Genomic DNA, 24,924 nt, shown 5'->3' on the forward strand with positions numbered 1-24,924 from the left:
AAAATTCCAGTACACATATACGGACTTTCTTTACGGAGAACAACCTTATATCCATAATATCATACCATAATTTGGACGGTCGTCTACCAGATCCCCTCTAATTTCCGTTTTCATAAAGGCAAACCTTATGTAGTGTTGTTACCAGAGCCATTCTCGTGAAAGAGTTGAAGAAGTTGAGCCATAATGGGAGAAAGTTGGACATGCAGCCGGCAGTAGATAACAAAACGAAACAGGTGAACTAGAAATGAGCTACACCGCACTACAAGTTGACCCGAACGTACTCGCAGAAGGTGTCAACCTCCTGTGGGTCCTTACAGTATCGTTCCTGATCTTCTTCATGCACGCAGGCTTCGCCATGCTCGAGGCGGGCCAGGTGCGTTCGAAGAACGTCGCGAACCAGCTAACGAAGAACCTCCTGACCTGGTCGGTCGGAGTTGTCGTGTTCTTCCTCATTGGGTCCGGCATCTCGTCGCTCGTCGGGTCCGGATCCTTCGCGCCGGCGTTCGGTGCTGAGGCCGCAAACGACTACGTCGGGTGGCTGTTCGGTGCCGTCTTCGCGATGACGGCGGCAACCATCGTCTCCGGGGCGGTGGCTGGCCGAGCCAAGCTCCGTGCGTACATCACGTACACGTTCCTGCTGGCCGCAGTCATCTACCCCGTCGTGACCGGGCTCACGTGGGCCGGGTCCCACATCAGCCTCGGCGGTGTCGTGTTCAAGGACTTCGCCGGTGGGATGATTGTCCACGGTATGGGCGGTATCGCCGGTCTCACGGCCGCCTACGTGCTGGGTCCGCGCATGGGCCGGTACAACGAGGACGGCTCTGCGAACGTTATTCCGGGTCACTCGATGACCTTCGCCGTGCTGGGGACGCTTATCCTTGCTTTCGGCTGGTACGGGTTCAACGTCGGGACCGCAGCGAGTGTTTTTGTCGTTGAAGACGGCGCACTCGCGCTCGGTGCCTTCGCAACGGTCGGTCGCGTTGCGATGACGACGACCGTGGCGATGGCGATGGGCGCAATCGGTGCCGCACTGGTCGCGTGGCTGAAGACCGGCAAAGTCGACACGCTGTACGTCGCAAACGGGCTGCTCGCCGGGCTGGTCGGTATCACGGCCATCCCCGACACCACGACCTGGTGGGGCGCACTCATCGTCGGCGTCCTCGCTGGCGGTCAGCTTCCGATTGTGTTCAGCTTCATAGAAAACCGCATGAAGATTGACGACGTGTGCGCTGTGTTCCCGGTCCACGGCAGTGCCGGTGTGCTGGGCACGATCATGTACCCACTTGTCGCAACCTCCGGCACCGTTGGCTCTATCGGCAGCGCCCTCGCCGTGCAGGTGGTTGGTGTCGCCGTTATCGCCGGCTGGACGATTGTGACCACCGGCCTCATCTGGTACGGCCTCAAGGCAGCCGGCCAGGCTCGAGTTACGCCCGAACACGAGCAGGAAGGGCTGGACGTCAGCGAACACGGCGTCGAGACCTACCCCGAGTTCGGTGGCGGCGAAAGCGTTGTCGCCGATGGTGGTAAAGTGAATCCGAGTGTGCGTACTGACGGAGGTTCCAAAGATGACTGACGAAACCGACGACTCCGAAATCAAGATGGTAGTCGCAATGGTTCGACCGGACAAACTCGGCGACGTGAAGAAAGCACTCGCCGAGGTCGGCGCGCCCTCGCTGACAGTGACGAACGTCTCCGGCCGCGGCTCACAGCCCGCGAAGAAGGGGCAGTGGCGCGGTGAGGAGTACGTCGTCGATCTGCACCAGAAGGTCAAAGTTGAGACGGTGGTCGCGGACATCCCCGCAGAGGATGTCGTCGACGCCATCGCCGACGGTGCCCACACTGGCGAGAAAGGTGACGGCAAGATATTCGTCCTCCCCGTGGACAACGCCTATCAGGTCCGAACCGGCAAAGAAGGCCCAGAGGCAGTCTGAGCGGACGAGATGGTCGATGATACCGACAGACAGGTAGTAAACGCACTGCTCCAGGACGGCCGTGCGAGCGCCCGTGATGTCGCCGCTGCGACCGGCATCGCGGCGACCACGGTATCCCGCCGGATGGACGACCTGGAGTCGACCGGTGTGATCGACGAATACACCGTCGACATCGATTACGGGGCGCTGGGCTACGACGTGACTGCCGTGTTCCAGCTCTCCGTCGAGGGCGACGGGCTCGAACGGGTGGTAGACCGGTTACGTGATCGACGCGAGATGGTGGCGGTTTACGAAGTGACCGGCGACCACGACATCGTGGCCGTCGGGAAGTTCACCGACACGCAGTCGATGAACGAGCGAATAAAGACGCTGCTCACCGACGAGGACATCCGCTCCGCCTCGACATCAGTCGTACTGAACACGGTGTGTGAACACGAGCAGTTCCCGGTCGACGGAACTGACGTCTGAGGCGCCGGCGGTCCTGTTTTCGCTGCTAGTTCAGTACGGGACGGCACGCTACGAGGTGCAACGGGAATGTGTCCGTAGTGGCTGCATTTCTTGCCCGGTACCCTGTGGGACCGGCAGCAGATGGCTGTCAGCCCCTATCCGCTGGTGAGCGTGGCTCCCAGCGGTGGCGTTAAGCCGCTCGCGCCGCTCCAGAAGATATGGGCTTGAAAGTCGACGTGCGGAAGCTGGACCTTTTCAATCAGATGGCAAAGGAGGGGTCCGGGACAGTCGCGGATAACCTCGGCCAGTTGACCGGCCTCGACGCGACAGTTCGGACCTCACAGATCAATTTTCTCGACATCGAGGACGTCAAAACACACATCGGCGACGACAAGGGCGTCGGCATCTACGTCGAACTGAACGAACCGCCCTACGGATACGTCCTGTTCCTGCTCGACCCGGCCGACAGCAAGCGGATGGCCAGCGCGATGATGGGTGGAATGGGTGAGCCAAGCGAGGGGGAGGGGTTCTCCGACATGGAACGATCAGCGATGCAGGAGATCGGCAACATCATGACCTCCGCGTTCATCGACGGGTGGGCCAACGTGCTGGAGACGACCATCGACATGGGGACGCCGAACTTCGTGTTCGGACCGGCTGACGGCATCATCGACAAAATGGGCGGCTGGCCGGACTCCGACCTGGTGTTCGTCGTCGACTCGCGTATCACCGTCGACGACGGTGACCTCGGGATGACTGTGTACACGTTCCCGGAACTGGAGGACCTCGTCGCGCTGATTCAGGATATCGACCTCGACACCGACGTGGCGGTCGACACCGAAGCCAGCGACATTCTCGACTGAGAGCGACACGCTATCTCTGCTTCCCCATTTCGTATCGTCTCCAGTGTTGCTGTAACCGCTATAGCGATGCGTGACCATCTGTTACTTCCTGAGACCAGTCAGCCTGTGCCAATTGGTTACCCTTTTCTACTGAAATAAGTATTATATATATTTATCATCAAAACAGCTGGTATGCGATTGGAAAGTGGGGGCGCAGCGGTTGATAGGCGGTCGCTACTACAGCTTGCCGGTGGGGTCGGTACCGCGGGCCTCGCCGGGTTGGCGGGATGCCAGGGCGGGGGTTCGAGAGCCGAAAGCACACCAGAACACCCACCGCTCGGGAACTATCCGGTCGACGGCGACACGGTGACGTTCGGCTTCAACGTCCCGCAGTCCGGGACCTACGCCGCCGAAGGACGCGACGAGCTCCGGGGGTACGAACTCGCTGTCGCCCATCTCAACGAGGGCGGCGGCTGGGTCGGGCAACGCTCCTTTGACGTACTCAGCGGCGACGGCGTGCTCGGAAAGACCGTCGAGTACGTCACTGCAGACACGGAGACGAAACCGGATGTCGCGACGGCTAACGCCGAGGAGATGATCAAGCAGGACGATGTTATCATGTTCTCCGGCGGCTCGTCCAGTTCCGTCGCCATCGCTCAGCAGAAGGTCGCACAGGCCCGGAAAGTCCCGTATATGTGCTGTCTGACGCACTCGAACGACACGACGGGGAGCGCCTGTGTCCGCTACAGCTTCCGAGAGATGTTCAACGCGTACATGACCGCACAGGCGCTGATTCCGGCGCTCAAGGAACGGTTCGGCCGAGACGCCGAGTACGTCCAGATCTACGCGGACTACAACTGGGGGCAAACGATGGAGTCGTCGATTCGCGATTTCTTCACGTCGAGTGGCTGGGTCGAACTCACGAGCATCCCGACACGTCTCGGGACGACAGACTACGAGGAACCACTCAAACGGGCCCGGGACGCGGGCGCGGAGGTCGTTTTCCTCGACCACTACGGACTCGACGCCGCGAACTCGCTGACAACAGCTCAGGAAATACTCCCTGACGAGGTGGGGATTGTGGTGCCGCTGTACAACCGTATCGTGGCACAGAACGCCTCGGCGGCGCTCGATGGTGTCGTCGGGACGGTCGCGTGGGACACCAGCGTCTCGTCTGACCTCTCCAATGCGTTCAAAAACGCCTTCACCGCGGAGTACGGGAACGGACAGCGGCCCTCGGGCGTGGCCCATCTGGCCTACGCACAGACGCTCCAGTTCGCCGCGGCCGTCGAGCGGGCCGGCACGTTCTATCCGCCAGCGGTTATCCGAGAACTGGAAGGCCACGAATACTCGGTCGGGCTGGGAAGCCAGACGATGCGGCGCTGTGACCATCAGGCCCAGCGTGGCGTCCCGGTGGTCGAGGGGCTGCCCGAGTCTGAGCAGTCCCTCGGTCGGTTCTATGATCTGCTCAGCGTCACGAAAGCGGTCGGATACGACTGTGACGGCGGCCCGGCCGCCGAGTGCGAACTCGGCGACTACGGGGACTAGAGCCGGAGCGTGACGTTACTGTACACCGGAAAATACGGCAAGCGGAGAAGCGAGCGGGAACTGGACGCAAGCAGTCCCCAACTGTCAGAGGCAGACGGACGCGCCCTGCAACGGGCAGGTCACGTCAGCACATCCGGCTGTTCGGAGCCGGAGGCTGCGTCACTCCAGTAGCTCCGGTGCCGCGTCGTATCCAACCCCGCAACCGCGGATTCTGGCTGATCGTCGTCGGCGTTGTCGGTCGGACAGTCTGTCTCAGCCATGGTCAGTCGTCCGCCGAAATCGGCTGGCCCTCGGCGTCGGTCGGGGCGGGGCTGTCGCCGTCGTCGAAGGGGTACCACGACTGCTTGCCGTCGGCCAGGCAGGGGTCTTCGTACCCCTCGACCTCGTGGGGTTCGGCCAGTTCAACGATTGTCTCGTGGCCGGTGGCGTCGACCCACTCGCGGAAGGTCTGGCCCTCTGAGCGCAACGCGGCGTAGGCCTCGACGATGTTCTTTATCATGCCCGGCGCTTCGTCGGCGGGGACGCGCTGGCGAACCCACTCGATGAACGCCGGCTCCGAACCGATGCCGCCGCCGACGCCAACGTCGACGGCTTCAACCATCTGGCCGTCCTTGCGGGCGCGCATCCCCTGTAAGCCGATGTCCGCAGTCATCGCCTGCCCGCAGTCGGCCGTACAGCCCGAGAAGTGCATCTTGATGCGGTCCACGTCGTCGGGCACGTCGACGTTGTCGCCGAGCCAGCGGAGCAGGCGCGCCATCCGCGCTTTCGTCTCGGTGAGCGCGAGTGAGCAGAACTCCGTGCCGGTACAGGCCATCGCGCCCTGAACAAAGGGGTTCGGCTCGGGGGTGTGCTTGTCCAGCAGCGGCTCGTTGAGCAGGTTCGAGAGCTTGTCGTCGGGCACGTCCATGACGAGCGGGTTCTGGCGGCGGGTCAGCCGCACCTCGCCGGAGCCGTAGGCGTCGGCGAGGTCCGCCAGTTCGATGGCGTCCTCGGCGGAGAGCCGACCAACGGGCACCGAGAGCCCGACGTAGTTCTTGCCGTCTTTCTGGTCGTAGACGCCGACGTGGTCGTGGGCACCGTATTCGGTGGGTTTGCCGGCGTTGTACGTGTACTCCCCGCGGAAGTCGGTTCCGGCGGTCTCGAACTCGAAGTCTAGCTGTTCGTCGAGCGCCTCGCGGATGGCGTCGGTGCCGTGCTCGTCGACGAAGAAGCGCGCGCGGTTCTTCGAGCGGTTCTGACGGTTGCCTTCCTCGTGGTAGTACTCGACGAACGCCCGGACGGTCTCGACGGCGTGTTCGGGCCGGATGAACAGGTCAAGCGGGCGGGCCTCGCGGGGCTCGCGGCCGCCAAGGCCGCCGCCGACGCGGACGTTGAACCCCTCGACTTCCTCGCCGTCGATGAATTTGTGGGCCGGCTCCAGCCCGATGTCGTTGATGCTGTCCTGGGCACACCCCTGTTTGCACCCCGTCACCGAGATGTTGAACTTCCGGGGCATGTTGGCCAGGTCGTTGTCGTCGCGGATGGTCTCCTGAATCTCGTCGAGAATCGGGCGGGACTCGACGAACTCCTCGGCCTTGCCGGCGACCGGACAGCCGGAGATGTTCCGCATCGTGTCCCCGCCGGCCGAGCGCGAGGAGACGCCGACGGCTTCGAGTTTCTCCCATATCTCGGGGACGTCTTCGAGCTTGAGCCAGTGTAGCTGGATAGACTGGCGCGTCGTGAAATCTATCCAGCCGTTGCCGAACTCGGGGTTCTCGGCCGGTCCTTTCGCGTAGTCGCGGGCGACTTCGCCGATAGCCCGGAGCTGGTCCGGTTCCAGGACGCCGCCGCAGTTGTTCAGCCGCATCATGAAATACGACTCCTGGCCGCCGCGGTGGTGGAACACGCCCCAGAACTTGAACCGCGAGAACCACTTCTCGCGTTCGTCCTCGGGAATGGACGCCCAGCCCTGCTCGGCGAACTCCTCCAGCTTCTCCCGTACCTCGTCGCCGTACAGCTCCGCTTTGTACTCCTCTTTTTTATGCGCCATCTTCTCGCCCCGCTGTTCTTGCTGTATGTGGTTTTTTATCGCCCATATATATCTGAATGTCCGCTAATCTACGTCTAATTACTCAGCTTGATTGCTTATAACCCTAATCGTTAAAGAAATAAAGAGTAAAGTGGGCTTCGAAAACAGCCGTCCAGAATTATACCGTCTAGGAGGTGTTTAAAGAGGTTATACACCACACCGCTGGAACGGGAAAACCGAGGGACTGCAGGCGGTTGTCCGGTCCGGTACCGGAGTTGTCCTTCGGAGACGCTCGCGGAAAATAGTTCGTCCGAGTCGGCTGGACCCGTAGAACTGGGGTGTCGGTCGCGCGTGCCGAACCGACGGACTGCGGGACGCAACGCAGTAGGCGTGACACTAGTTAACATGAAAAATGAAAGAATGCAGCAGGGACAGCAGGCGAGGCGTCAGTCGTCGCCGGAGGCGACAGTAGTGCCTTCTTGCGTGCTCCGGACAAACCCGGCCGTGTTAGCGATTTTCGCGATCTCCGGCCGGAACACCCACGCCGACAGCGCGACGATGGGGAGCATGGTGAGAGCAGTCACAGAGTACCCGATGTGGAGGTTCGATAGCCACGGCGCGGAGTAAAACAGCGGGTAGACAATGCCGCCGACGGTGCCGACGCCGCCGACGACGCCCGCAACTGAGCCAGAGTCGTTGGGGAACATCGCCGGTACCTGCGCGAAGATGGCGCCTTCAGCCCAAGCACAGCCCGTGCCCACGAGGAAGCCGACGACGACGGCGTTCATCAGGACCCCGGAGAGGCCGGCCAGCGTCATTGCGAACATCATCACCACGATGAAACAGAGCCCGAGGAACGTCCACTGCTCGCGGTACTGTCCCTCGAAGAAGGGCAGGATGTTCTTCTCCTTGCGGGCCAGCAGGTCGCTGCCGTAGCCGCCGAAGGGCCGGAGCAGGCCCGCGGCAATCGAGAACGTCGCCGCGAAGGTACTGGCGATGACGAGGTTGTCCTGGTTGAATGCCTCGCGGTAGTAGGTGGCGAGCCACCCGTTCATCGACAGTTCGAGGCCGAAGGACATGATGTACGCGGCGGCGAGGACGACGGTGCCGTAGCGCGTGGCCGTGTGTAGCCAGCCCTTGAAGTTGGTGTTTTCCTTGGTCGCCTGACGCTTCGCCTCGCTTTTCGCAGCCTCGCCCAGCGTGTAGTAGGCGATTGCGAGGAGGATGGAGACAATGCCGGTGTAGAAGAACGCGGCCCGCCAGTTGGTCGAGAACAGCGGCCCGCTCCAGTCGGTCCCGAACACGCGAGGGAGGATGAGCGCCCCGCCGGCGGCACCGGCGTTCCCGACGCCGGCGTAGATGCCCTCCGCCAGGCCGAGGTTCTCCTCTTCGAACCACTCGGCGACGTGCTGGATGCCGATGACGAACGTGATGCCGGCCGTCGCCACGATGAGCCGGAGCACGAAGAACACGGAGTAGTCCTGTGCGAAGGCGCTCCCTATCGAGAACACGCCGACGTAGGCCAACACGATGGCGAAGATGGCTGGCGCGCCGAACTTATCGGAGAGCCACCCGGTGAGCATCCGTCCGAACGGTGCCATCCAGATAGCCGAACTGGCGAGGATACCGATTTCCGCGGTCGTGAGCCCGAACTCTTCGGCCATCGGGCCGGTAAACGGCGCGAACGAGAACCAGATGAGAAACGAGAAATTGAACCCGATGGTCGCCAGCAACAGCGTCCGGTACTTCGTCATCTTGATCAGTCCCATACTGACACCCCGATTACGGACTGCGCGCTATTTGGAGTTATTGCCGATTTTTTGTCCACCAATCCGAGTTTATTTTGGATGTGTGCCCACATCAGTACATGAAGTTCGAAAGTCCCACCATTTAATAACAGTAACCCTTTACAGAACGGCTATTCTCATCCCTCAGAATGGATAGACCGCAAATATATCATCGGATATCCCCTGTTTAAGGACATTGAACGCCCAGCACACAGGGGAATAATTGGACATATTTTGATTAATTCGAACATCGCTGGAAAAGCGCGTGTCGTCGAGATATCGGAAGTGCGCCTGCTATCGGTTCAATCGGCCGTGGCCGGGGGCAGTTCAGCTTCAGGGGCAGCGAGGCGGGCGGCACACTGTTTGAAATTCGGTTCGTCAGACTGGGGGTCCCGGTCCGAGAGCGTCAGCCGGTTCGTCGCCGGGTGGTGGATCGGGAGCCACACCATGCCGCGGGGGACGCCCTCGTCCCGGTCGATGGCGACTGTCGCGGACCCGCGGCGCGTTTCGACGGTCAGTGTCCCGTCGTCGACGAGACTGCTGTGTTCCTCGACTGTCTCCGGGTGGATGCGGGCCACCAGCGACCCGGCCTCACCCCCGCGGGACCGGACGCCGGTGTTGTACCCGTCGGCCTCGCGGGCGGTGGTCAGGGTCAGCGGGTAGTCCTCGTCGGTCGGTTCCGGGAGCGACCCCTGGCGGCCCGTCGAGAACTGCGCCAGCCCGGAGGGGGTCGGGAACGACCACAACTCGCTGTCGTCCGCGTCGCGGTCGTAGTAGCGGTAGCCGCCCGAACTCTCCCCGTCGGGCGCGGGCCAGCGGACGGCGTGGTTCTCGTCGAGACGCTCGTAGGTGATGCCCGAGCAGTCGGCGACCGTCCCCTCGGTGAGGGCGGTGAACTCGTTGAAAACGGCCGACGGGTCCGGCGACGTGCTCTCGAACAGGCCGGGGAACAGCCGCGAGCCGATGGTGGCGATGATGTCGATATCCTGCCGGACGCCGCTTGGCACGTCGGTCGCCGGCCGGACGCGGGAGATGGTCCGCTCCATGTTCGTCGTCGTCCCGTCGCTTTCCCCCCAGGTCGCGGCGGGCAGGACCACGTCGGCGACCTCGGTCGTCTCCGTGTGGAAGGCGTCCTGCACCACGAGGAAGGCGTCTTCGAGCGTCTCGCGGACGCTCTCGGCCTCGGGCATCCCGGCGACGGGGTTGGTGGCGACGGCCCAGACGGCCTCTGGCTCGCCTTCGAGCATCCCGACGGGACCGGGGCCGTTGTCGTCGGGCAGGCGGTCGACGGGCACGTCCCAGTGGTCGGCGACGAGGCGGCGGTGGTCAGGGTCCTCGAAAGCGCGCTGACCGGGCCAGGTCCCTTTCGACGAGCAGATGCGGGTCCCCATCGAGTTGGCCTGGCCGGTCAGCGAGAACGGCCCGCCGCCGGGACGGAGGTTCCCCGTCGCCAGCGTCAGGTCGATGAGCGCCCGGGCGGTCTCGGTCCCTTGGACGTGCTGGTTGATGCCCATGCCCCAGTAGACGAGCGTCCGCTGGTCCATCACGTCGGCCAGCAGGTCCACGTCTGCCATGTCGACGCCGGCCTCGGCGGCCGCATCCGTGGCGTCGGGCAGGGCCGCGAGCAGGTCCTCGAAGCCCTCCGTCGCCGCGTCGACGAACGCGCGGTCGACCCGCCCTGTCTCGACGATGCGGGCGAGCACAGCCCTGGCCAGCGCGAGGTCCTTGCCGGGGGCGGGCGCGACGTGGTGTTCGGAGTTCTCGGCGGTCTCCGAACGGACGGGGTCGACGACGATGATTTCGACGCCGTCCTCGCCGGCGGCCTGTTGAATCCAGCGGAACATCACGGGGTGGGCGACCGCCGGGTTCGCCCCCCAGATGACGTGGCGGTCGGCGTCACTGATGTCGGCGTACGTACAGGGTGGCGCGTCGCTGCCGAAGGCCTGGTAGTAGGCGGTGACGGCGCTTGCCATGCACAGGGTCGTGTTGGCGTCGTAGTTGCGCGTCCCGAAGCCGCCGCGGGCGACCTTCCCCAGCGCGTAGGCGGCCTCGTTGGTCTGTTGGCCGCTGCCCAGTACGGCGACTGAGTCAGGGTCCTGCTGGGAGGCGGCCTGAAGTCCCTCAACCGCGCGAGACAGCGCCACGTCCCACTGAGTCTGGCGGAGTTCCCCACCGCTGCGGACCATCGGCCGTGTGAGCCACTCACCGTCAGGGGCCTTGCTCTCCCGGAGACCGCGCGCACAGGCGAGTCCCTGACTGACCGGGTGGGCGGCGTCGCCGCGGGCGGCGTCAATGCCGTAGCCCTCGTCAGCGCCCTGGTGCATGTGTCCACAGCCAACCGCACACCGCATACACGTCGTTGGCACCCAGTCGCTCACAGCCACCCACGCGCCATCCAGACGCCTGTTTGTCCATTTTTCCATAATATTGCAGTTGTTTCGGATGTCATTGTCGTATTTGAATAGACGAACACACACTGTATAACAGTGACTCTTTACGAAATACTTATTTCACCAGTGAGTATGTGACATCCGTCCGCTAGATCGATAGCACCGCCAGGTAACAACAGTTTCTTTCTGACAGCGGCCAAACGCCGAGGTATGAACCACGAGCAGTCACGAGCGCTGTACGACCGCGCCCTGTCGGTGCTGTCGGGCGGCGTCAACTCCTCCGTGCGAGCGACGCGGCCCTATCCGTTCTTCGTCGAGAAAGGGGACGGCGGACACGTCGTCGACGCCGACGGCAACCGCTACATCGACTTCGTCATGGGCTATGGCCCGCTCCTGCTGGGCCACAGCCTGCCCGACCAGGTGCAGTCGGCCATCCAGCAACACGCCGCCGAGGGGCCGATGTACGGCGCGCCCACCGAGGTCGAGGTCGAACTGGCCGAGTTCGTCACCCGGCACGTCCCCAGCGTCGAGATGCTGCGGTTCGTCAACAGCGGGACCGAGGCGACGGTCTCGGCGGTCCGACTGGCTCGTGGCTACACCGGACGCGACAAAATCGTCGTGATGCAGAGCGGCTACCACGGCGCACAGGAGTCCACGCTGGTCGAGGGCGAGGGCGACCACACCGCCCCCTCCAGCCCCGGTATCCCCGAGAGTTTCGCCGAGCACACGCTGACCGTGCCGTTCAACGACGAGGCGGCCGTCCGCGAGGTGTTCGAGGAACACGGCGACGACATCGCCGCGGTGCTGACCGAACCCATCCTCGGGAACTACGGTATCGTCCACCCGGTCGAGGGCTACCACGAGACCCTCCGGGACCTGTGTGACGCCCACGGCTCGCTGCTGATCTTCGACGAGGTCATCACCGGCTTCCGCGTCGGCGGCCTCCAGTGTGCCCAGGGCGCGTTCGGCATCGACCCCGACATCACGACGTTCGGGAAGATCGTCGGCGGCGGCTTCCCGGTCGGGGCAATCGGCGGCAAAAGCGAGATCATCGAGCAGTTCACCCCTGCCGGCGACGTGTTCCAGTCGGGCACGTTCTCCGGCCACCCCGTGACGATGGCCGCCGGGCTGGAGACGCTTCGGTATGCGGCTGAACACGATGTATACGACCACGTCAACGCGCTGGGCGAGCGCCTCCGGGCGGGCCTGCAGGACATCCTCGAAGACCAGGCCCCCGAGTACACCGTCGTGGGCCGGGACTCGATGTTCAAGGTCATCTTCACCCGGGACGGGCCGGACACCTTCGAGGGGCACTGCGAGGCCGGCTGCCAACAGCGGGAGTCCTGCCCTCGCTTCGACTACTGCCCGAAGACCGGGGGCGAGGTGACACAGGCCGAGACCGAGCGGTGGGAGCGGCTGTTCTGGCCCGCGATGAAAGACCGGGGCGTGTTCCTCACGGCGAACCAGTTCGAGTCACAGTTCATCTGTGATGCCCACACAGGTGAAGACATAGAGAATGCGCTCGAAGCATACAAAGAGGCGATATGAGGTGAGCGACGACGACATCGCACTCTCCGAGAAGCGGATGTACGGGGAGAAGCGCCCGGAGACCCACGCGTACGTCGCGTCGGGACTGGGCGTCACCCGCGTCGAGACCGCCGGCGGCCAGATAGGCCGGTTCAGCCTGAGCGAGCGCTGTACCGCTCGCGACGTGGCCGGCGCGAGCGGCGAGGTCGCGGTCGCCACCGACGACGGCGTGCTCGTGTCGACCGACGACGGCTTCGTCCCGACCGGGTTCGGGCCGGCCACTGCCGTCGGCTACGACGAGACCGGCCTGCTCGCGGCCGGCGACGGCCGCGTCGCCCGCTACGCCGACGGCGAGTGGACCGACCTCGGGGCCGTCGACGGCGTCCGCGCCATCGACGGCGACCTGCTGGCCGCGGCCGACGGCGTCTACGCCCTGCCGTCGCTGGACCGGCTGGGACTGGCCGACGCGACCGACGTGGCCGGCGACTACGCCGCGACCGAGAGCGGGCTCTACCGCCGAGACGGCGGCGCGTGGACCGAGGTCCGGTCTGGGAGCCACCGGGCCGTCGCCGCCGACGGCGAGCGCGTCCACGCCGCCGCGGCGGACGGGCTGTACGAACTGACCGACGGGGGCTGGGAGCCGTGTGCCCTCCCCGTCGACGAGCGCGTGGTCGACGTGGTTCACGGCGACGACACCTACGCCATCACCGAGAACGGGACCTTCCTCGTGGCGACCGTAGCCGAGGCTACGGCCGACGGTCAGGGCGGCTGGCGACAGCGCTCGCTGGGCGTCCCTGACGTCGTCGGCGTCGCCGTGGTCTGACCCCGACAGCACTAATCGGCCGCGTGCCTGTCTGACGCGCCACACCCGCTTACAGAACCGAAACAGGGTTTAGCCCGGGCAGCCACCCACCGCACATGATTATCCCCGGAGCTGACACGCAGGCGTTCGCGGCGACTCTCGCCGAGGCGACCGGCGAGCGGCTGGGACGGGTCGAGTACGAGCGGTTCCCCGACGGCGAGCACGTCGTCCGCGTGCCCGAGGCGGTCTCAGGCGAGCGGGCCGTCGTCGTCGCCTCGACCGTCGACAGCGACGCCCACGTACAGGTGCTCCAGTTGCAGGACGCGGCCCGCGAGAGCGGGGCCAGCGAGGTCGTCACCGTCCTCCCCTACATGGGCTACGCCCGGCAAGACGAGGCGTTCAAGCCCGGCGAGCCGGTTTCCTCGCGGGCGATGGCGAGCGCAATCTCGACCGGAACCGACCGCGTGGTGACGGTGAATCCCCACGAGCCGGCCATCTGTGACTTCTTCGATGTGCCGGCAGCCCACGTCGACGCCGCGAGCGTCCTCGCTGACCCGCTGCCGGACGCCCTCGACGACCCGCTCTTTCTCTCGCCCGACGAGGGCGCGATCGGCCTCGCCAGAACGGTCCGGGACGCCTACGGCAAGGGCGAGACCGACTTCTTCGAGAAGGACCGCGACTACGACACCGGCGACATCGAAATCCGACCGAGCGACGCGCCAGTCGAGGGCCGGGACGTGGTGCTTGTCGACGACATCATCGCCACCGGGTCGACGATGAGCGAGTCCGTCGGGGTCCTCGACGAGCGGAACGCCCGGCGGGTGTTCGTCACCTGCGTCCACCCAATGCTGGCGAGCAACGCCCTGACGAAACTCAACAGCGCCGGCGTCGAGGCCGTCTACGGGACGGACACGCTCGAACGCGCCGTCAGTGAGGTCAGCGCCGCCCCGGTCGTCGCAGACCAGTTGTAGTCACACTCTGTTTTAGGGGTGCATTACCCCGATGCTTCAGCAGCCAGTATGGCTCGCGACTGTTCTTACTCGCCGCGCGCCTGCGTCGAGCCTGCCCACTGGTCGCGTGCTGTTCTAATCAGACGCTTCGGCAGCCGCGACCGGAGCAATCGCGATCTCCATCTCTACGCCCTCAACCGGCCAGGTCTTTCGGTGGCCATCTTCGACGCCGTCTAACTCATCGGCACGAACCTCGTTTTTGATGAAGTCTTCATGTCTCCGAACCAGTTCGGAGACCCTCTCATCGTCTATGCTGAGGTCCACGACGATGCGCGCCTCGATGTCCAGTTCGAGGTCTTTGCGCATCTCCTGAACCCGGCGGATGACCTCGCGGGCGTAACCCTCGCTCTCGATGTCCTCGGTGAGCGCGGTGTCGACGTAGACCACGCCGCCGCCGTCGAGGGCGGCGAACTCCGTGCCGGTGACGCCGTCGGGCGTCTCGCGGCGGAACTCGACCATCGCCTCGGTGAGGTCGATGTCCTCGTCGAGCGTTTCCGAGACTGTGCCTTCGAGGGTATCGAGGGACTGCTCGGTGACGCGGGCCTCGTTGAGCGCGTTCATCACGCGGCCGGCGTCGTCGCCGAAGGCCGGGCCGAGTTCGCTCATGTCGGCCTCTGCGGAGTACTGGAGTTCGCCCCACTCGTCGTCAGCGCCGACGACTTCGACGGCGCGGGCGTTGAGTCGGTCGGCGATGATGGCCTCCTGCGCGCGAACGGCGTCGGCCACGTCGTCGCTGTCGGCGTCGACGACGACGCGCGTGACGGGCCAGCGGAGTTTGCGCTCGGCCTGCTGGCGGGCGTTCGACCCCGCCTCCTCGACCTCGCGGACGACCTCGATTTCGCGTTCGAGGGCGGGGTCGCGCAGGTCCTCGTCGGCCTCGGGCCAGTCGCACATGTGGACCGTCGGGTGGCCCGATTCCCCGGTGAGCGCCTCGTATATCTCCTCGGCGACGAAGGGGGTAAACGGCGCGAACAGGGCCGCGACCTCCTCCAGCACGCGATAGAGCGTGGCGTAGGCGGCCTGCTTGGAGTCGCTGTCTTCCTCCTCCCACATCCGCTCGCGGACGACCTGAATGTAGAACCGGGAGACGTCCTCGACGACGAACTCCAGCAGTTCGTCGACCGCCTTGTCGTTCTCGAAGTCGTCCATCGACTCGGTCATCGCCGCCTCGACGCTCTGCAGACGGGAGAGGACCCACTCATCGACGAGTTCGAGGTCGTCGCGCACGTCCTCGACGGTAGTCTCTTCGGGGCCGAAGTCGTCAGCCCGCATGTACGGCAGCGGGAAGCGGGCGACGTTCCAGAGGATGTTGAGCCGGCGCTGCATCTCGGCGGTCTCCTCCCACGAGAAGTTCATGTCCTCGCCCTGGGCGGTCACCGACAGCAGGAACAGCCGCATTGGGTCGCGGCCGTGCTTGTCGATGACCTCGTGGGGGTCGACCAAGATGCCCTTCGACTTGGACATCCCGCGGCCGTCGGGCATGTTGGCGTAGCCGTGCATCAACACCTGCTTGTACGGGATTTCGCCCGTCGCGGCGGTACTCATACCCAGCTGGGACCAGAACCACCCGCGGGTCTGGTCGTGGGCCTCCATGATGAGGTCGGCGGGCCACAGTTCCTCGAAGTCCTCGGTCCGCTCGGGGTAGTCGACGGTCCCCCACGTCGCGACCGAGGAGTCGAGCCACACGTCGAACACGTCGCCGACGCGGGTGTAGGTCGTGCCGTCCTCGGTGATGGTGAGGTCGTCGACGGTGCCCTTGTGGAGGTCCACGCTTTCGGGGTCGATGTCTTGGTCGACGCGCTCGGCGAGTTCCTCGCGGTCGCCGACGACGATTGCGTCGTCCATGTCACCGGACCAGTCCTCAGGCAACCAGATGGGGATGGGGATGCCCCAGTAGCGCTGACGCGAGACGTTCCAGTCGGGCGCGTCCTCGACGAAGTCCCGGAAGCGGTTGTCGCGGGCCCACTGGGGGTACCACTCGCTGTCCTCGATGTTTTCGAGCAGTTCCTCTTTGATGTCGGTCACCGTGATGAACCACTGGTCGGTGACGATGCGGACGATGTCGGTGTCACAGCGCCAGCACTGCCCCTCGCGGACGGTGTGGCCCTCCTCGCTGGAGAGCAGGCGGCCGTTGTCGTCGAGGTCGTCGATGACATCGTCGTTGGCGTCGCGGACGAAGGTCCCGGCGTACTTGCCCGCGTCCTCGGTGTAGACGCCGTCGGAGCCGACCGGACAGAAGATTTCCAGACCGAGTTCCTGCCCGCGCTCGAAGTCCTCCTCACCGTGGCCGGGCGCGGAGTGGACCAGTCCCGTGCGGTCGGCCTCGACGTAGTCGGCGGTGTACACCTGCCCGGAGCCCTCGCCCTGGGCGTGGTCCGGCACTTCCTCGGCCAGTGGGTGGTCGTACTCCCAGCCGATCATCTCCTCGCCGGTGAGGTCCTCGACGACCTCGTAGTCGTCGTAGCGGCCGGCCTTCAGCACGCCCTCGACGCAGGCCTCGGCGACGTAGAGACGCTCCGTCTCCCCGTCTTTCGTGGCGTCGACGCCCACGTAGTCGAGGTCGCCGTCCACGGCGACGAAGGTGTTGGCGACGATGGTCCACGGGGTCGTCGTCCAGATGACCAGACTGCCCTCGCGGTCCGCGAGGTCGAACTTCACGTAGATGGAGGGCTTGCCCACGTCGTGGTACTCGACCTCGTTGTTGGCGATGCCGGTCTCACAGCGGGGGCACTGATTGATGGAGCGCTGGCCCTGCTCGACGAGGCCGCGCTCGTGGGCCTGCTGGAAGCCCCACCACGCGGCCTCCATGTACTCGGGGTTGACCGTCTTGTAGGGGTCGTCCCAGTCCATCCAGACGCCGAAGTCCTGGAAGTCCGACTGGAGGCCCTCCAGTTGCTCCTCGGCGAAGTCCTTGCACTCCTCGATGAAGTTCTCCTCGCCGAAGCGCTCGATGTCCTTCTTGTTCTCGAAGTCCAGGCGCTCCTCGACTTTGGTCTCGATGGGGAGGCCGTGCATGTCGTAGCCCGGCCGGTCGGTGACGTCGTAGCCCTGCATCCGCAGGTAGCGGATGTAACAGTCCTTCAGGGTCTTGTTCCACGTCGTCCCCATGTGGGCCGCGCCGGAAGTGTAGGGCGGCCCGTCGACGAAGAAGTAGTCCTCGCCGTCGGCCCGGTGGGCCTTCGTCTGCTCGTAGGCGTCGACGTCGTCCCAGTAGGAGAAGACCCCCTCCTCGACGTCCTCGGGGTCGTACTGGTCGTCGACAGCGGCGAAACGTTCCATACCCGTTCCATCCGCCGCCGGCAATAAAGGACAATCGATTGTGTGTGTGCCGTTCAGACCGCGGGGCCGCCGGCCTCGCGGCGCCGGTCAGCGCTCGCGCTGGAGGAGCAACCCGGCGGTCTGGCCGCTGTTTTCCGTTATCGGCGCGACGACTTCCCAGCCGTCGGCACCGAGGTCGTTCAGTTCGTCGACGGGAACGCTGCTGCCGCCGAACATGCCGGTGTCGACGTCGAGCGTCTTGTACTCGTAGGAGGGCATACACGCGCTGTGGCGGCCACCAGCGGCAAACGTCTTGTGGTAGCGACCGCCACCGCTTTGCCGCCGACGGCCCTGGCCTCGCGTGTGCCCACGTTCCCCGACGACGAGGCCAGACACGCCCTCGCCGCGGACTGCCAGCGCTGTCCCGAACTCGCCGCGAGCCGGACCTGCATCTCGTGGGGCAACGGCCCCCTGGACGCCGCTCTCGTGGTCGTCGGCGAAGCCCCGGCCGAGGGCGACCCGGAGGCCGAACGCTGGCGCGGCGGCAACCTGACGGGGCTGGCCTACACCTCGCGCCGTTCCGGCCGGAAAATCCGGCAGATACTCGCCGACGCCGGCTACGGCCGCGACGCCTGCTACTTCACGAACGCGGTGAAGTGCCACCCGCCGGAGAACCGCGACCCCACCGACGCGGAGCTGGCGAACTGCCGGCCGTACCTCGTCGAGGAGGTCGAGGCAGTGGAGCCGGCGGCGGTCGTGACGACCGGGAGACACGCCACGGAGACGGTGCTGTCCCTCGACGACACGTCCCTCGATGGGTTCCTCGATAGCGTGCTCGACCCCCGGCGGAGCGAGGCGCTTGGCGTCCCCGTCGTCCCGCTGCTCCACCCCTCGTATCAGGAGGTGTGGCTCTCGCGACTGGGCTACGACCGCACGGAGTACGTCGACGCCATCGCCGAGACGGTGGCCGGTGTCGCCGACACCTAGAACCTTCATGTGACCGCCGGACGCAGGGACGACCATGAGCGAGGACTGCATCTTCTGTCAGATTGTCGCCGGCGACATCCCCGGACGCACCGTCTACGAGGACGACACCGTGCTGGCGTTTCTGGACGCAAACCCCCTCTCGCCGGGTCACACGCTCGTCATCCCGAAGGCCCACCACGAGCGGCTGAACGACACGCCCGCCGACGTAGCGGGTGCGGTCATGTCGACCCTGCACGAACTCGTCCCCGCCGTCGAGGCGGCCGTCGACGCCCCCGCCAGTACGGTGGCGTTCAACAACGGCGAGGAAGCCGGTCAGGAGGTCCCCCACGTCCACGGCCACATCGTCCCGCGGTTCGAGGATGATGGCGGCCGCCCCATCCACGCGCTGGTCACCGACCGGCCCGACCTCTCCGAGGACGAACTGGACGCCATCGAGAGCGACATCGTCGCCCAGCGAGACTAAAATTCCGTATCTTTTTACCGAAAGGTAGTCGAACAGCGACGCATGGGGGTTCCGACGCTCGCGTTCGTTGGGTGTACCGGTGGTGCTGGCACGACGAGACTGACAGTCGAGGCGGCGGCGACGCTGGCCCGGGGCGGGCGGTCCGTTGCCGTCGTCGACGCGGCCTTCGGGACGCAGGGGCTGGCCACGTACGTCGACGGGCGACTCGACGCCGACGTGACCGCGGTGGCGGTCGGCGACGCGCCGGTCGAGGACGCGCTGTTCGAGTGGGATATCGACGCCGACGGGCGGGTCGCGCTCTGTCCGGCCCACGCGCCCTTCGAGCGCCTCGCCCGCGCCAAGACCGCCGAGAGCGCACAGGCGCTCGAACGGGCCATCGAGGAGTTGACCGGTCGGTTCGACCACGTCCTGCTGGACGTGCCCCCGGTCGCGTCGAACCCGGCCGTCGCCGCCGTCACGACCGCACAGCGGCGGGCGCTCGTTGTGCCGGCGAGCCAGCGGGGCAGCGACCTGCTCCCGAGACAGCGGGGCCGGCTGCGGGACATCGGCGCGCCGGCCACGGCCGTCGTCGCGACCCGTGTGGCCGGCGACGACGCCGAACCAATCGAGGACGCGGCACACACGGTGGGTCACATCGGAGCGGCCGCGCCCAGGCCGCTCGCGACCGACCCCGATACCGAGGTCGCGCCGGCCGTCGCCGCGATGACCGAGGATCTACTCGATACGGACCTCGGCCTGACCTTCGAGGACGACGGGCTGTTCTCTCGCTAGGGGAGCGGAACGACGACGACGGGGCGGTCGACCCGGGCGAACAGCTCCGCGGCCGTCGAGCCGACGCCGTCGCTGTCGTCGGTCCCGCGGTGGGGGCCGACGACGAGTTCGTCCGGGTCGTGCTCGTCGACGGCCGCCAGTAGCTCCGCGGCGGGTTCGCCCTCTCGCGTCTCTGTCGTTGGCGCGAACGCCGCGAGCCGCGAGCGGGCGACGTTGACGGCGTCACCGGCGTCGCGGGACGGCGCGTCGGGGTCGCGGACGGCGACCACGACGATTTCGTCGTCGGCTCCGGGGTCGAGCCGGTCCTGGAGGTAGTCGGCGGCGGCCGCGGTGACGTGGACGGAGCCGGTGGCGAGCAGAAACGTCGTCATGGGCTACCGTGGGGACCCGCCCGGCTTCGGGCTTTCGCTCGGCTCAGACGGCCGCCAGCAGAAGTTGGAGCGCCTTCGGTATCATGACGCCGACGACGAGCTGGGTCCACATCGTGAACGTTGCCGGGTACTCCTTGGTCCCGGTGACGAACTCGACCTGCTTGCGGTACCGGCGGTACTCCGCCGGGGGGCTGAGCGCGTCGAACGACCGGATGTCCCACGGCGCGTCGACGTGGTCCCTGGCCCGCCTGTCGAGGTCGTAGAGGAGTTCGCGCTTCTGTCGGGCCATGTGCTGGTGGAGGACGCAGATGCCGTAGGCCATGACGCCGACCGACAGGACCCAGACGGCCGTGAACGCGGCGTTGACCGCGAGGCCGGGCGCGTCCAGCGCGCTGTAACCGAGCGCCCCGCCGAGGATGTGCGGCCCGTACGTCGCGACGGCGTAGGCGACGAGCCCGACCATCAGGTAGTAGTAAGCCACTTTGACCAGTTCACCGACCGGTCGCATCCCGCCCAGTTGCTCGGGGTCTAAGTAATCGAGCGTCACGTCCGCCGCGGCGATTCGGCGGGGCAACAGCACCTCGACGGCGACGTAGGTCGCGAGAAACGACGCCAGCACCGGGACGTAGCCGAAGGGCGTCACGACGAGGAAGCGAAACACCCGCGTCGCGCCGCCGGCGGCGTAGAGCTGTGGCACGGTGAGGATGACGACGGCGACGACGAGCGTGAAGCCGGTCCCCAGGCCGACGAGCAGCCAGACGAGGCGGTCCGCGACCAGCCCGTCGAACCGCGAGGCGTCGTCGACGCGCGCCTCGATGTTGCTCCGGGCGAGCGCCCGGTCGTAGCGACGGTACAGCGACTCCGTCGCGAGCGCGGCCCCGAGCAACACCAGCGGTCTGACCAGCCACAGCGGGTTCTGGACGAACGTCAACACCTGCCCGGTGAGGAGGCGATACCCCTGCAGTCCGACCAGTTCCACGGCGACGACGGCGACGGCAAACCACGTGAGCGGCCCCCAGACCGCCGGCGTCCCGGTCGAGCGGTCGCCGGACGCGCCCAGTCTACCAGCGAGGCGGGCGAGCAGTGGTCGGCCTGCCCTGGGCCCCTGTCCTGAATTGTCACCGATACCCATACGCCAACTGTCGACGTGAGCGTGTAATCAAACTGGCGGCGAGACAGGCCACTCAGCGGTGACGTACCGGCCGGACTCGGCTTCGCTGTCCGAGAAACGCTATATAAATAGTGACGTGACCATGGCCGTCGTATGCACGTAGCGGACAGACGTTCAGGGACGGGACGCCGCGTACGACCATGTCCGGAACCGACACCGTCGGCGCGTCACGGTTCATCTGTCCGTTCTGCGAGCGGACGTTCGAGCGGTCGCGGACGGCGTGTTCGAACTGCGGCAGCACGGTCGTGCTCCCGCTCGAGAGCCAGTCCGCGTACGACAGCATCCTCGCGATGTGTGGGAAGTAGGTCGGACGCGACCGACCGCCGGCCCGGGGGCGTCACCGACGGGCTTACATACAGCCCAACCTGTACCCGAGAGCGTGCGCGTCGAGAACAGTTTCATCGGTACCGACGGCGTCGGGGAGAAGACCGAGCGGTCCATCTGGGAGCGGGGCGTCACCCACTGGGACGAGTTCGAACCGTCCGTCGTCGGCGGGCAGCGCGGCGACCGCATCCAGCAGTTCATTGACGAGGGGCGCGAGCGGGTCGCCGAGACCGACGTGGCCTACTTCGACCGGGCGTTTCCCAGCAGCGAGCGCTGGCGGCTGTACGAGACCTTCCGCGAGCGGGCCTGTTTCTTCGACATCGAGACGACCGGACTCGACCAGGACCGAAATCAGGTGACGACGGTGAGCCTCCACCAGGACGGCGACACAGAGACGCTGATAGCCGGCGACGACCTGACGACCGAGAACCTCCGGGCCGCGTTCGACGGCGCGGATCTGCTGGTGACGTTCAACGGCAAGCGCTTCGACGTGCCCTTCCTCGAAGCGAACTTCGACGTCGACCTCGACCGGCCGCACCTGGACCTCATGTACACCTGCAAGAAAATCGGGCTCTCGGGCGGGCTCAAACAGGTCGAGCAGGACATCGGCATCGAGCGCGACCGGCCGGACATCTCGGGCCGGGACGCGGTCCGTCTCTGGCGGGAACACGAGCAGGGCCGTGACGGTGCACTCGAAACGCTGGTGTCGTACAACCGGGAGGACACAGTGAACCTCAAGACGCTGGCCGAAACCGCGACCGAGCGCCTCGACGAAGAAGTTTTCGTCGGTTGAGACCGCGGACGGGAACCGTCACCATACCCCCATCGTTTCAGGTGGAACGGGGAGCCGACGCCCGACTGGGTCGGCTATCGGCTCCAGAAGGGCGTGTGTCCGTGGCCGAGCAGGATAGCCGCGACGTGCCAGGCGACGAGTTCGACGAACAGCCCCGTGTCCTGGCCCGTGCCGACGCCGTAGAGCGACGGGAGATAGCAAAGCGGCAACACTACCGCGCTCCAGAACGCGACCGGACGGACGCCGGCGAGCGTCACGGTCCAGACGCCCCGAGCCGCGAACGCGAGCGTATCGAGGTATCGGCCGGCGTCCGTCGCCCCCAGGCTGTCGGTGTCGCTCTGGCGGGGGAGCGAGGGGTTATCGCTGTTCGACGACCCCACCGTCGCTCACCCTGTCTGGCCTCGGTATCATCGGTCGAAACAACAGTATACCGCACCTAATCGGTGGTTGCTACACATATAAGCGGACGCGTCGGCGCGGCTACGTGTATTCACCGTCCCAATCGGTGTCATCGGGTGTCACACCGGGTTCACGGCGCCCGCACAGTCCGGGCACTCGGCGAGCATCCGGGGCCAGTCGCCGGCCGTGTCGTAGGCGATGACGAGGTTCGCCGCCGGAATCGTCACGTCACAGGCCGGGCACTTCCCGAGCGGTGGGTCGGCCGTCTCTATGTCACTGTTCCACATACGACGAGCTACACACGCTAAACGTATTGTTACCAACCTCCTACGGCGCGTCTCACTCCCCGTCCCGCGGCGGCCGCTTCGAAAGCCGGTCGAACCGGCGCTGGGCCTCGCTCGCCCGGTCGACGGTTTCGTCGGCCTCGTAGGTCACGTCCGCGAGCGCCGCGTCGGCGACGGTTACTTCGAGGACGGCGTCGGCCGTCCGCGCCTCGGCCGGCAGTTCGGCCGCCTCGATGTCGAGGGCGTACAGGTCGTCCTCGGCCTCCAGTTCGAGCGTCGCGATTCCATCCTCGATTCGGTCGACGACGGCGGTGTAGGTTCCATCGGGTACCATTAGTAACTCCGTTCGAGTACGGTCTCGTTGTCGGCGTCGGTCACGGTCACGGTGTCGCCGCCGTTGTTCCATACCGGCCGCCCGGCCCCCCAGTAAAGGTCGGTAGCCGTGTCGGTGCCGCTGCCGGTGTGCAGGGTAACAGTCTCGTCGGGGCCGAGGGTGACCCCCTCGGGGAAGGCGTAGGTGCGGCCAGACTCGTCGGCGACCGTCCAGCCGCCAATCGAAAGCGGGGCCGCGCCCGCGTTCCGGAACACGACGTACTCGTCGTTGAGGTTGTCCCGGTCGTCGCCGGCGGCGTCGGCGCGAATCCGGTCGACGACCAGGTCCCCGCTCGTGTTTTCGGCGGGCGTTCCACCGTCAGTCACGACCGGCGTGTCGGCCCGGACCGACACGCCGGCGCGGTAGGTCGCACGCTCCGAGACGGGGTCGGTCGCGCCGGGGGCAATCGGGTCGCCGGCACGCAGCGACAGCGGGTCGGTCGGTGCGGCCCGTTGCGTGCTGACGGTCACGGCGGTCCCGCCGCTTGTCACCACAGTGTCGCCGTGGGTGGCGGTCCAGTACGTCGGCACCGACCGCGCTGCGAGCCGCGCGAGCGTCTCGTTGCTGGGGTGGCCGTACTGGGAGTCGTAGGCGCTCGACACGATGACCGTCCGGGGGTCGGCGGCGTCGAGCAGCGCCCCGCTCGTGCTTGACGCGCTGCCGTGGTGCCCGGCTTTTAGCACGGTGGCCCTGAGCGTTGCTCCGTAGGTGTCGACGAGATACGCCTCCTGCTTGTCCTCCGCATCGCCGGTAAAGAGGAAACTCGTCTCACCGTGCTCGACCCGGAGGACGATGCTGTTCTCGTTTCGGTCCCCGTTTTCGAGGTATGGCTCCGGCGGGCCGAGGACGGTCGTCTCGACGCCAGCGAACCGAATCCGGTCGCCCTCGCGGGTCTCGTACAGCGTCACGTTGTGGGCTTCGACAGCGTCGAGATATCGCTCGTAGGTCTGCGTACTCGCGGCGATACCGGGGTCATACACCGCGCCGACGCCGTTTTTTTCGGTCTCATAGTGCCTGATGACGGCCGCGTTGCCGCCGATGTGGTCGGCGTCGTTGTGTGAGACGACGAAGTGGTCGATTCGGTCAATATCCTGTCGGTCGAGATACTGCAAGACGTGCTCACCGTCGTCAGTGAAGTCCCCGGAATCGATGAGCATCGTCTCGTTGTCGGGACTGATCAAGAGGGTCGCCACCGACTGGCCGACGTTGATGTAATGGACCTCTAGCGTCCCGTTCGCTGCGACCGGCGAGGAGGAGTCCGGCGTCGCTGTCTCGGTTGCGGTCGGCTGGGTCGCGCCGCTGTCCATCCCGTTCGCCACGAACCCGCCACACCCGGCAAGTACCAGCAGTACTGCGACGGCTATTGACGCAACCCCGCGACTCCGTACCATTCCGTCTGTCTACGCGCCCGGGTTATTTGATAGCACTTACCAATTAC

23 protein-coding genes are annotated in these 24,924 nt (G+C 65.8%); 12 read left to right on the top strand and 11 right to left on the bottom strand.

What is annotated here, in order from left to right; all coding sequences use genetic code 11:
- Positions 1-244 precede the first annotated feature (244 nt).
- From BVU17_14770 to BVU17_14790, 5 genes are all read left to right on the top strand, one after another.
- On the top strand, positions 245-1,573 hold the full coding sequence (locus tag BVU17_14770) for an ammonium transporter (GenBank protein ID AUG48726.1): 1,329 nt from the start codon (positions 245-247) through the stop codon (positions 1,571-1,573).
- A complete protein-coding gene (locus BVU17_14775) occupies positions 1,566-1,931 on the top strand; it encodes a transcriptional regulator (GenBank protein AUG48727.1) in 366 nt (121 codons plus the stop codon). The genes BVU17_14770 and BVU17_14775 overlap by 8 nt, the downstream gene beginning before the upstream one ends.
- Before the next feature lie 9 nt (positions 1,932-1,940).
- Positions 1,941-2,399, top strand: a complete 459-nt coding sequence (locus BVU17_14780; protein ID AUG48728.1) for an AsnC family transcriptional regulator — start codon at positions 1,941-1,943, stop codon at positions 2,397-2,399.
- A gap of 197 nt (positions 2,400-2,596) precedes the next feature.
- Positions 2,597-3,241, top strand: coding sequence for a chemotaxis protein (locus tag BVU17_14785; protein AUG48729.1), 645 nt, complete (start codon positions 2,597-2,599; stop codon positions 3,239-3,241).
- Between the two features lie 171 nt (positions 3,242-3,412).
- Entirely contained in the window at positions 3,413-4,768 is a 1,356-nt protein-coding gene (locus BVU17_14790; GenBank protein AUG48730.1) for a branched-chain amino acid ABC transporter substrate-binding protein, read from the top strand.
- Between the two features lie 262 nt (positions 4,769-5,030).
- Here the strand turns inward: BVU17_14790 and BVU17_14795 are convergent, their stop codons facing one another.
- The 3 genes from BVU17_14795 to BVU17_14805 all read right to left on the bottom strand — a co-directional run bounded on the left by BVU17_14795 (position 5,031) and on the right by BVU17_14805 (position 10,986).
- Entirely contained in the window at positions 5,031-6,797 is a 1,767-nt protein-coding gene (locus tag BVU17_14795) for a ferredoxin--nitrite reductase (GenBank protein AUG48731.1), read from the bottom strand.
- Positions 6,798-7,222: 425 nt separating this feature from the next.
- Positions 7,223-8,545 carry an MFS transporter gene (locus BVU17_14800; protein AUG48732.1) on the bottom strand — a complete coding sequence of 441 codons (1,323 nt, stop codon included), beginning with the start codon at positions 8,543-8,545 and terminating at the stop codon, positions 7,223-7,225.
- Between the two features lie 320 nt (positions 8,546-8,865).
- Positions 8,866-10,986, bottom strand: a complete 2,121-nt coding sequence (locus tag BVU17_14805; protein AUG48733.1) for a nitrate reductase — start codon at positions 10,984-10,986, stop codon at positions 8,866-8,868.
- Between the two features lie 177 nt (positions 10,987-11,163).
- Between BVU17_14805 and BVU17_14810 the strand changes: the two genes are divergently transcribed.
- The 3 genes from BVU17_14810 to BVU17_14820 all read left to right on the top strand — a co-directional run bounded on the left by BVU17_14810 (position 11,164) and on the right by BVU17_14820 (position 14,253).
- Positions 11,164-12,501, top strand: coding sequence for an aspartate aminotransferase family protein (locus tag BVU17_14810; protein ID AUG48734.1), 1,338 nt, complete (start codon positions 11,164-11,166; stop codon positions 12,499-12,501).
- A 1-nt stretch (position 12,502) separates the two neighbouring features.
- The gene (locus tag BVU17_14815; GenBank protein ID AUG48735.1) at positions 12,503-13,303 is read left to right on the top strand and encodes a hypothetical protein; all 801 of its coding nucleotides are present in this window, start codon (positions 12,503-12,505) and stop codon (positions 13,301-13,303) included.
- A 95-nt stretch (positions 13,304-13,398) separates the two neighbouring features.
- Positions 13,399-14,253 carry a ribose-phosphate diphosphokinase gene (locus BVU17_14820; protein ID AUG48736.1) on the top strand — a complete coding sequence of 285 codons (855 nt, stop codon included), beginning with the start codon at positions 13,399-13,401 and terminating at the stop codon, positions 14,251-14,253.
- Positions 14,254-14,367: 114 nt separating this feature from the next.
- Here BVU17_14820 and BVU17_14825 read toward each other — a convergent pair whose 3' ends face one another.
- Both BVU17_14825 and BVU17_14830 read right to left on the bottom strand, forming a co-directional pair.
- The gene (locus tag BVU17_14825) at positions 14,368-17,571 is read right to left on the bottom strand and encodes an isoleucine--tRNA ligase (protein AUG48737.1); all 3,204 of its coding nucleotides are present in this window, start codon (positions 17,569-17,571) and stop codon (positions 14,368-14,370) included.
- Positions 17,572-17,658: 87 nt separating this feature from the next.
- On the bottom strand, positions 17,659-17,829 hold the full coding sequence (locus tag BVU17_14830) for a hypothetical protein (protein ID AUG48738.1): 171 nt from the start codon (positions 17,827-17,829) through the stop codon (positions 17,659-17,661).
- Positions 17,830-17,913: 84 nt separating this feature from the next.
- On the opposite strand from BVU17_14830, the gene BVU17_14835 reads away from it, so the two are divergent.
- From BVU17_14835 to BVU17_14845, 3 genes are read left to right on the top strand one after another with little or no spacing between them, the layout of a single operon-like run.
- On the top strand, positions 17,914-18,537 hold the full coding sequence (locus BVU17_14835; protein ID AUG48739.1) for a uracil-DNA glycosylase: 624 nt from the start codon (positions 17,914-17,916) through the stop codon (positions 18,535-18,537).
- Positions 18,538-18,571: 34 nt separating this feature from the next.
- The gene (locus BVU17_14840; GenBank protein AUG48740.1) at positions 18,572-19,000 is read left to right on the top strand and encodes an HIT family protein; all 429 of its coding nucleotides are present in this window, start codon (positions 18,572-18,574) and stop codon (positions 18,998-19,000) included.
- Between the two features lie 42 nt (positions 19,001-19,042).
- The gene (locus BVU17_14845; protein ID AUG48741.1) at positions 19,043-19,771 is read left to right on the top strand and encodes a cell division inhibitor; all 729 of its coding nucleotides are present in this window, start codon (positions 19,043-19,045) and stop codon (positions 19,769-19,771) included.
- Here the strand turns inward: BVU17_14845 and BVU17_14850 are convergent.
- The 3 genes from BVU17_14850 to BVU17_14860 all read right to left on the bottom strand — a co-directional run bounded on the left by BVU17_14850 (position 19,768) and on the right by BVU17_14860 (position 21,596).
- Positions 19,768-20,142, bottom strand: coding sequence for a hypothetical protein (locus BVU17_14850; GenBank protein ID AUG48742.1), 375 nt, complete (start codon positions 20,140-20,142; stop codon positions 19,768-19,770). The two genes, BVU17_14845 and BVU17_14850, sit on opposite strands and share 4 nt — an antisense overlap.
- Positions 20,143-20,185: 43 nt before the next feature.
- On the bottom strand, positions 20,186-21,202 hold the full coding sequence (locus BVU17_14855) for a hypothetical protein (GenBank protein ID AUG48925.1): 1,017 nt from the start codon (positions 21,200-21,202) through the stop codon (positions 20,186-20,188).
- A gap of 124 nt (positions 21,203-21,326) precedes the next feature.
- The gene (locus BVU17_14860) at positions 21,327-21,596 is read right to left on the bottom strand and encodes a hypothetical protein (protein ID AUG48743.1); all 270 of its coding nucleotides are present in this window, start codon (positions 21,594-21,596) and stop codon (positions 21,327-21,329) included.
- Between the two features lie 96 nt (positions 21,597-21,692).
- Between BVU17_14860 and BVU17_14865 the strand changes: the two genes are divergently transcribed.
- Positions 21,693-22,430, top strand: coding sequence for an exonuclease (locus BVU17_14865; GenBank protein AUG48744.1), 738 nt, complete (start codon positions 21,693-21,695; stop codon positions 22,428-22,430).
- A gap of 74 nt (positions 22,431-22,504) precedes the next feature.
- Here the strand turns inward: BVU17_14865 and BVU17_14870 are convergent, their stop codons facing one another.
- The 3 genes from BVU17_14870 to BVU17_14880 form a co-directional block, all read right to left on the bottom strand.
- Entirely contained in the window at positions 22,505-22,810 is a 306-nt protein-coding gene (locus BVU17_14870) for a hypothetical protein (GenBank protein AUG48745.1), read from the bottom strand.
- A 358-nt stretch (positions 22,811-23,168) separates the two neighbouring features.
- The gene (locus BVU17_14875) at positions 23,169-23,447 is read right to left on the bottom strand and encodes a hypothetical protein (protein ID AUG48746.1); all 279 of its coding nucleotides are present in this window, start codon (positions 23,445-23,447) and stop codon (positions 23,169-23,171) included.
- Positions 23,447-24,877, bottom strand: coding sequence for a competence protein (locus tag BVU17_14880; protein AUG48747.1), 1,431 nt, complete (start codon positions 24,875-24,877; stop codon positions 23,447-23,449). Before BVU17_14880 ends, BVU17_14875 begins: the two co-directional genes overlap by 1 nt.
- Positions 24,878-24,924 lie beyond the last annotated feature (47 nt).

Source organism: Haloarcula taiwanensis (assembly GCA_002844335.1).
In the GTDB taxonomy this organism is placed as follows: Archaea; Halobacteriota; Halobacteria; order Halobacteriales; family Haloarculaceae; genus Haloarcula; species Haloarcula taiwanensis.

What these genes read in the sequence shown, in the direction of transcription:
- BVU17_14770 (AUG48726.1), top strand. Translation starts at nt 245, where the DNA reads ATGAGCTACACCGCACTACAAGTTGACCCGAACGTACTCGCAGAAGGT.
- BVU17_14775 (AUG48727.1), top strand. Translation starts at nt 1,566, where the DNA reads ATGACTGACGAAACCGACGACTCCGAAATCAAGATGGTAGTCGCAATG.
- BVU17_14780 (AUG48728.1), top strand. Translation starts at nt 1,941, where the DNA reads ATGGTCGATGATACCGACAGACAGGTAGTAAACGCACTGCTCCAGGAC.
- BVU17_14785 (AUG48729.1), top strand. Translation starts at nt 2,597, where the DNA reads ATGGGCTTGAAAGTCGACGTGCGGAAGCTGGACCTTTTCAATCAGATG.
- BVU17_14790 (AUG48730.1), top strand. Translation starts at nt 3,413, where the DNA reads ATGCGATTGGAAAGTGGGGGCGCAGCGGTTGATAGGCGGTCGCTACTA.
- BVU17_14795 (AUG48731.1), bottom strand. Translation starts at nt 6,797, where the DNA reads ATGGCGCATAAAAAAGAGGAGTACAAAGCGGAGCTGTACGGCGACGAG.
- BVU17_14800 (AUG48732.1), bottom strand. Translation starts at nt 8,545, where the DNA reads ATGGGACTGATCAAGATGACGAAGTACCGGACGCTGTTGCTGGCGACC.
- BVU17_14805 (AUG48733.1), bottom strand. Translation starts at nt 10,986, where the DNA reads ATGGAAAAATGGACAAACAGGCGTCTGGATGGCGCGTGGGTGGCTGTG.
- BVU17_14810 (AUG48734.1), top strand. Translation starts at nt 11,164, where the DNA reads ATGAACCACGAGCAGTCACGAGCGCTGTACGACCGCGCCCTGTCGGTG.
- BVU17_14820 (AUG48736.1), top strand. Translation starts at nt 13,399, where the DNA reads ATGATTATCCCCGGAGCTGACACGCAGGCGTTCGCGGCGACTCTCGCC.
- BVU17_14825 (AUG48737.1), bottom strand. Translation starts at nt 17,571, where the DNA reads ATGGAACGTTTCGCCGCTGTCGACGACCAGTACGACCCCGAGGACGTC.
- BVU17_14830 (AUG48738.1), bottom strand. Translation starts at nt 17,829, where the DNA reads ATGCCCTCCTACGAGTACAAGACGCTCGACGTCGACACCGGCATGTTC.
- BVU17_14840 (AUG48740.1), top strand. Translation starts at nt 18,572, where the DNA reads ATGAGCGAGGACTGCATCTTCTGTCAGATTGTCGCCGGCGACATCCCC.
- BVU17_14845 (AUG48741.1), top strand. Translation starts at nt 19,043, where the DNA reads ATGGGGGTTCCGACGCTCGCGTTCGTTGGGTGTACCGGTGGTGCTGGC.
- BVU17_14850 (AUG48742.1), bottom strand. Translation starts at nt 20,142, where the DNA reads ATGACGACGTTTCTGCTCGCCACCGGCTCCGTCCACGTCACCGCGGCC.
- BVU17_14860 (AUG48743.1), bottom strand. Translation starts at nt 21,596, where the DNA reads ATGCTGTCGTACGCGGACTGGCTCTCGAGCGGGAGCACGACCGTGCTG.
- BVU17_14875 (AUG48746.1), bottom strand. Translation starts at nt 23,447, where the DNA reads ATGGTACCCGATGGAACCTACACCGCCGTCGTCGACCGAATCGAGGAT.
- BVU17_14880 (AUG48747.1), bottom strand. Translation starts at nt 24,877, where the DNA reads ATGGTACGGAGTCGCGGGGTTGCGTCAATAGCCGTCGCAGTACTGCTG.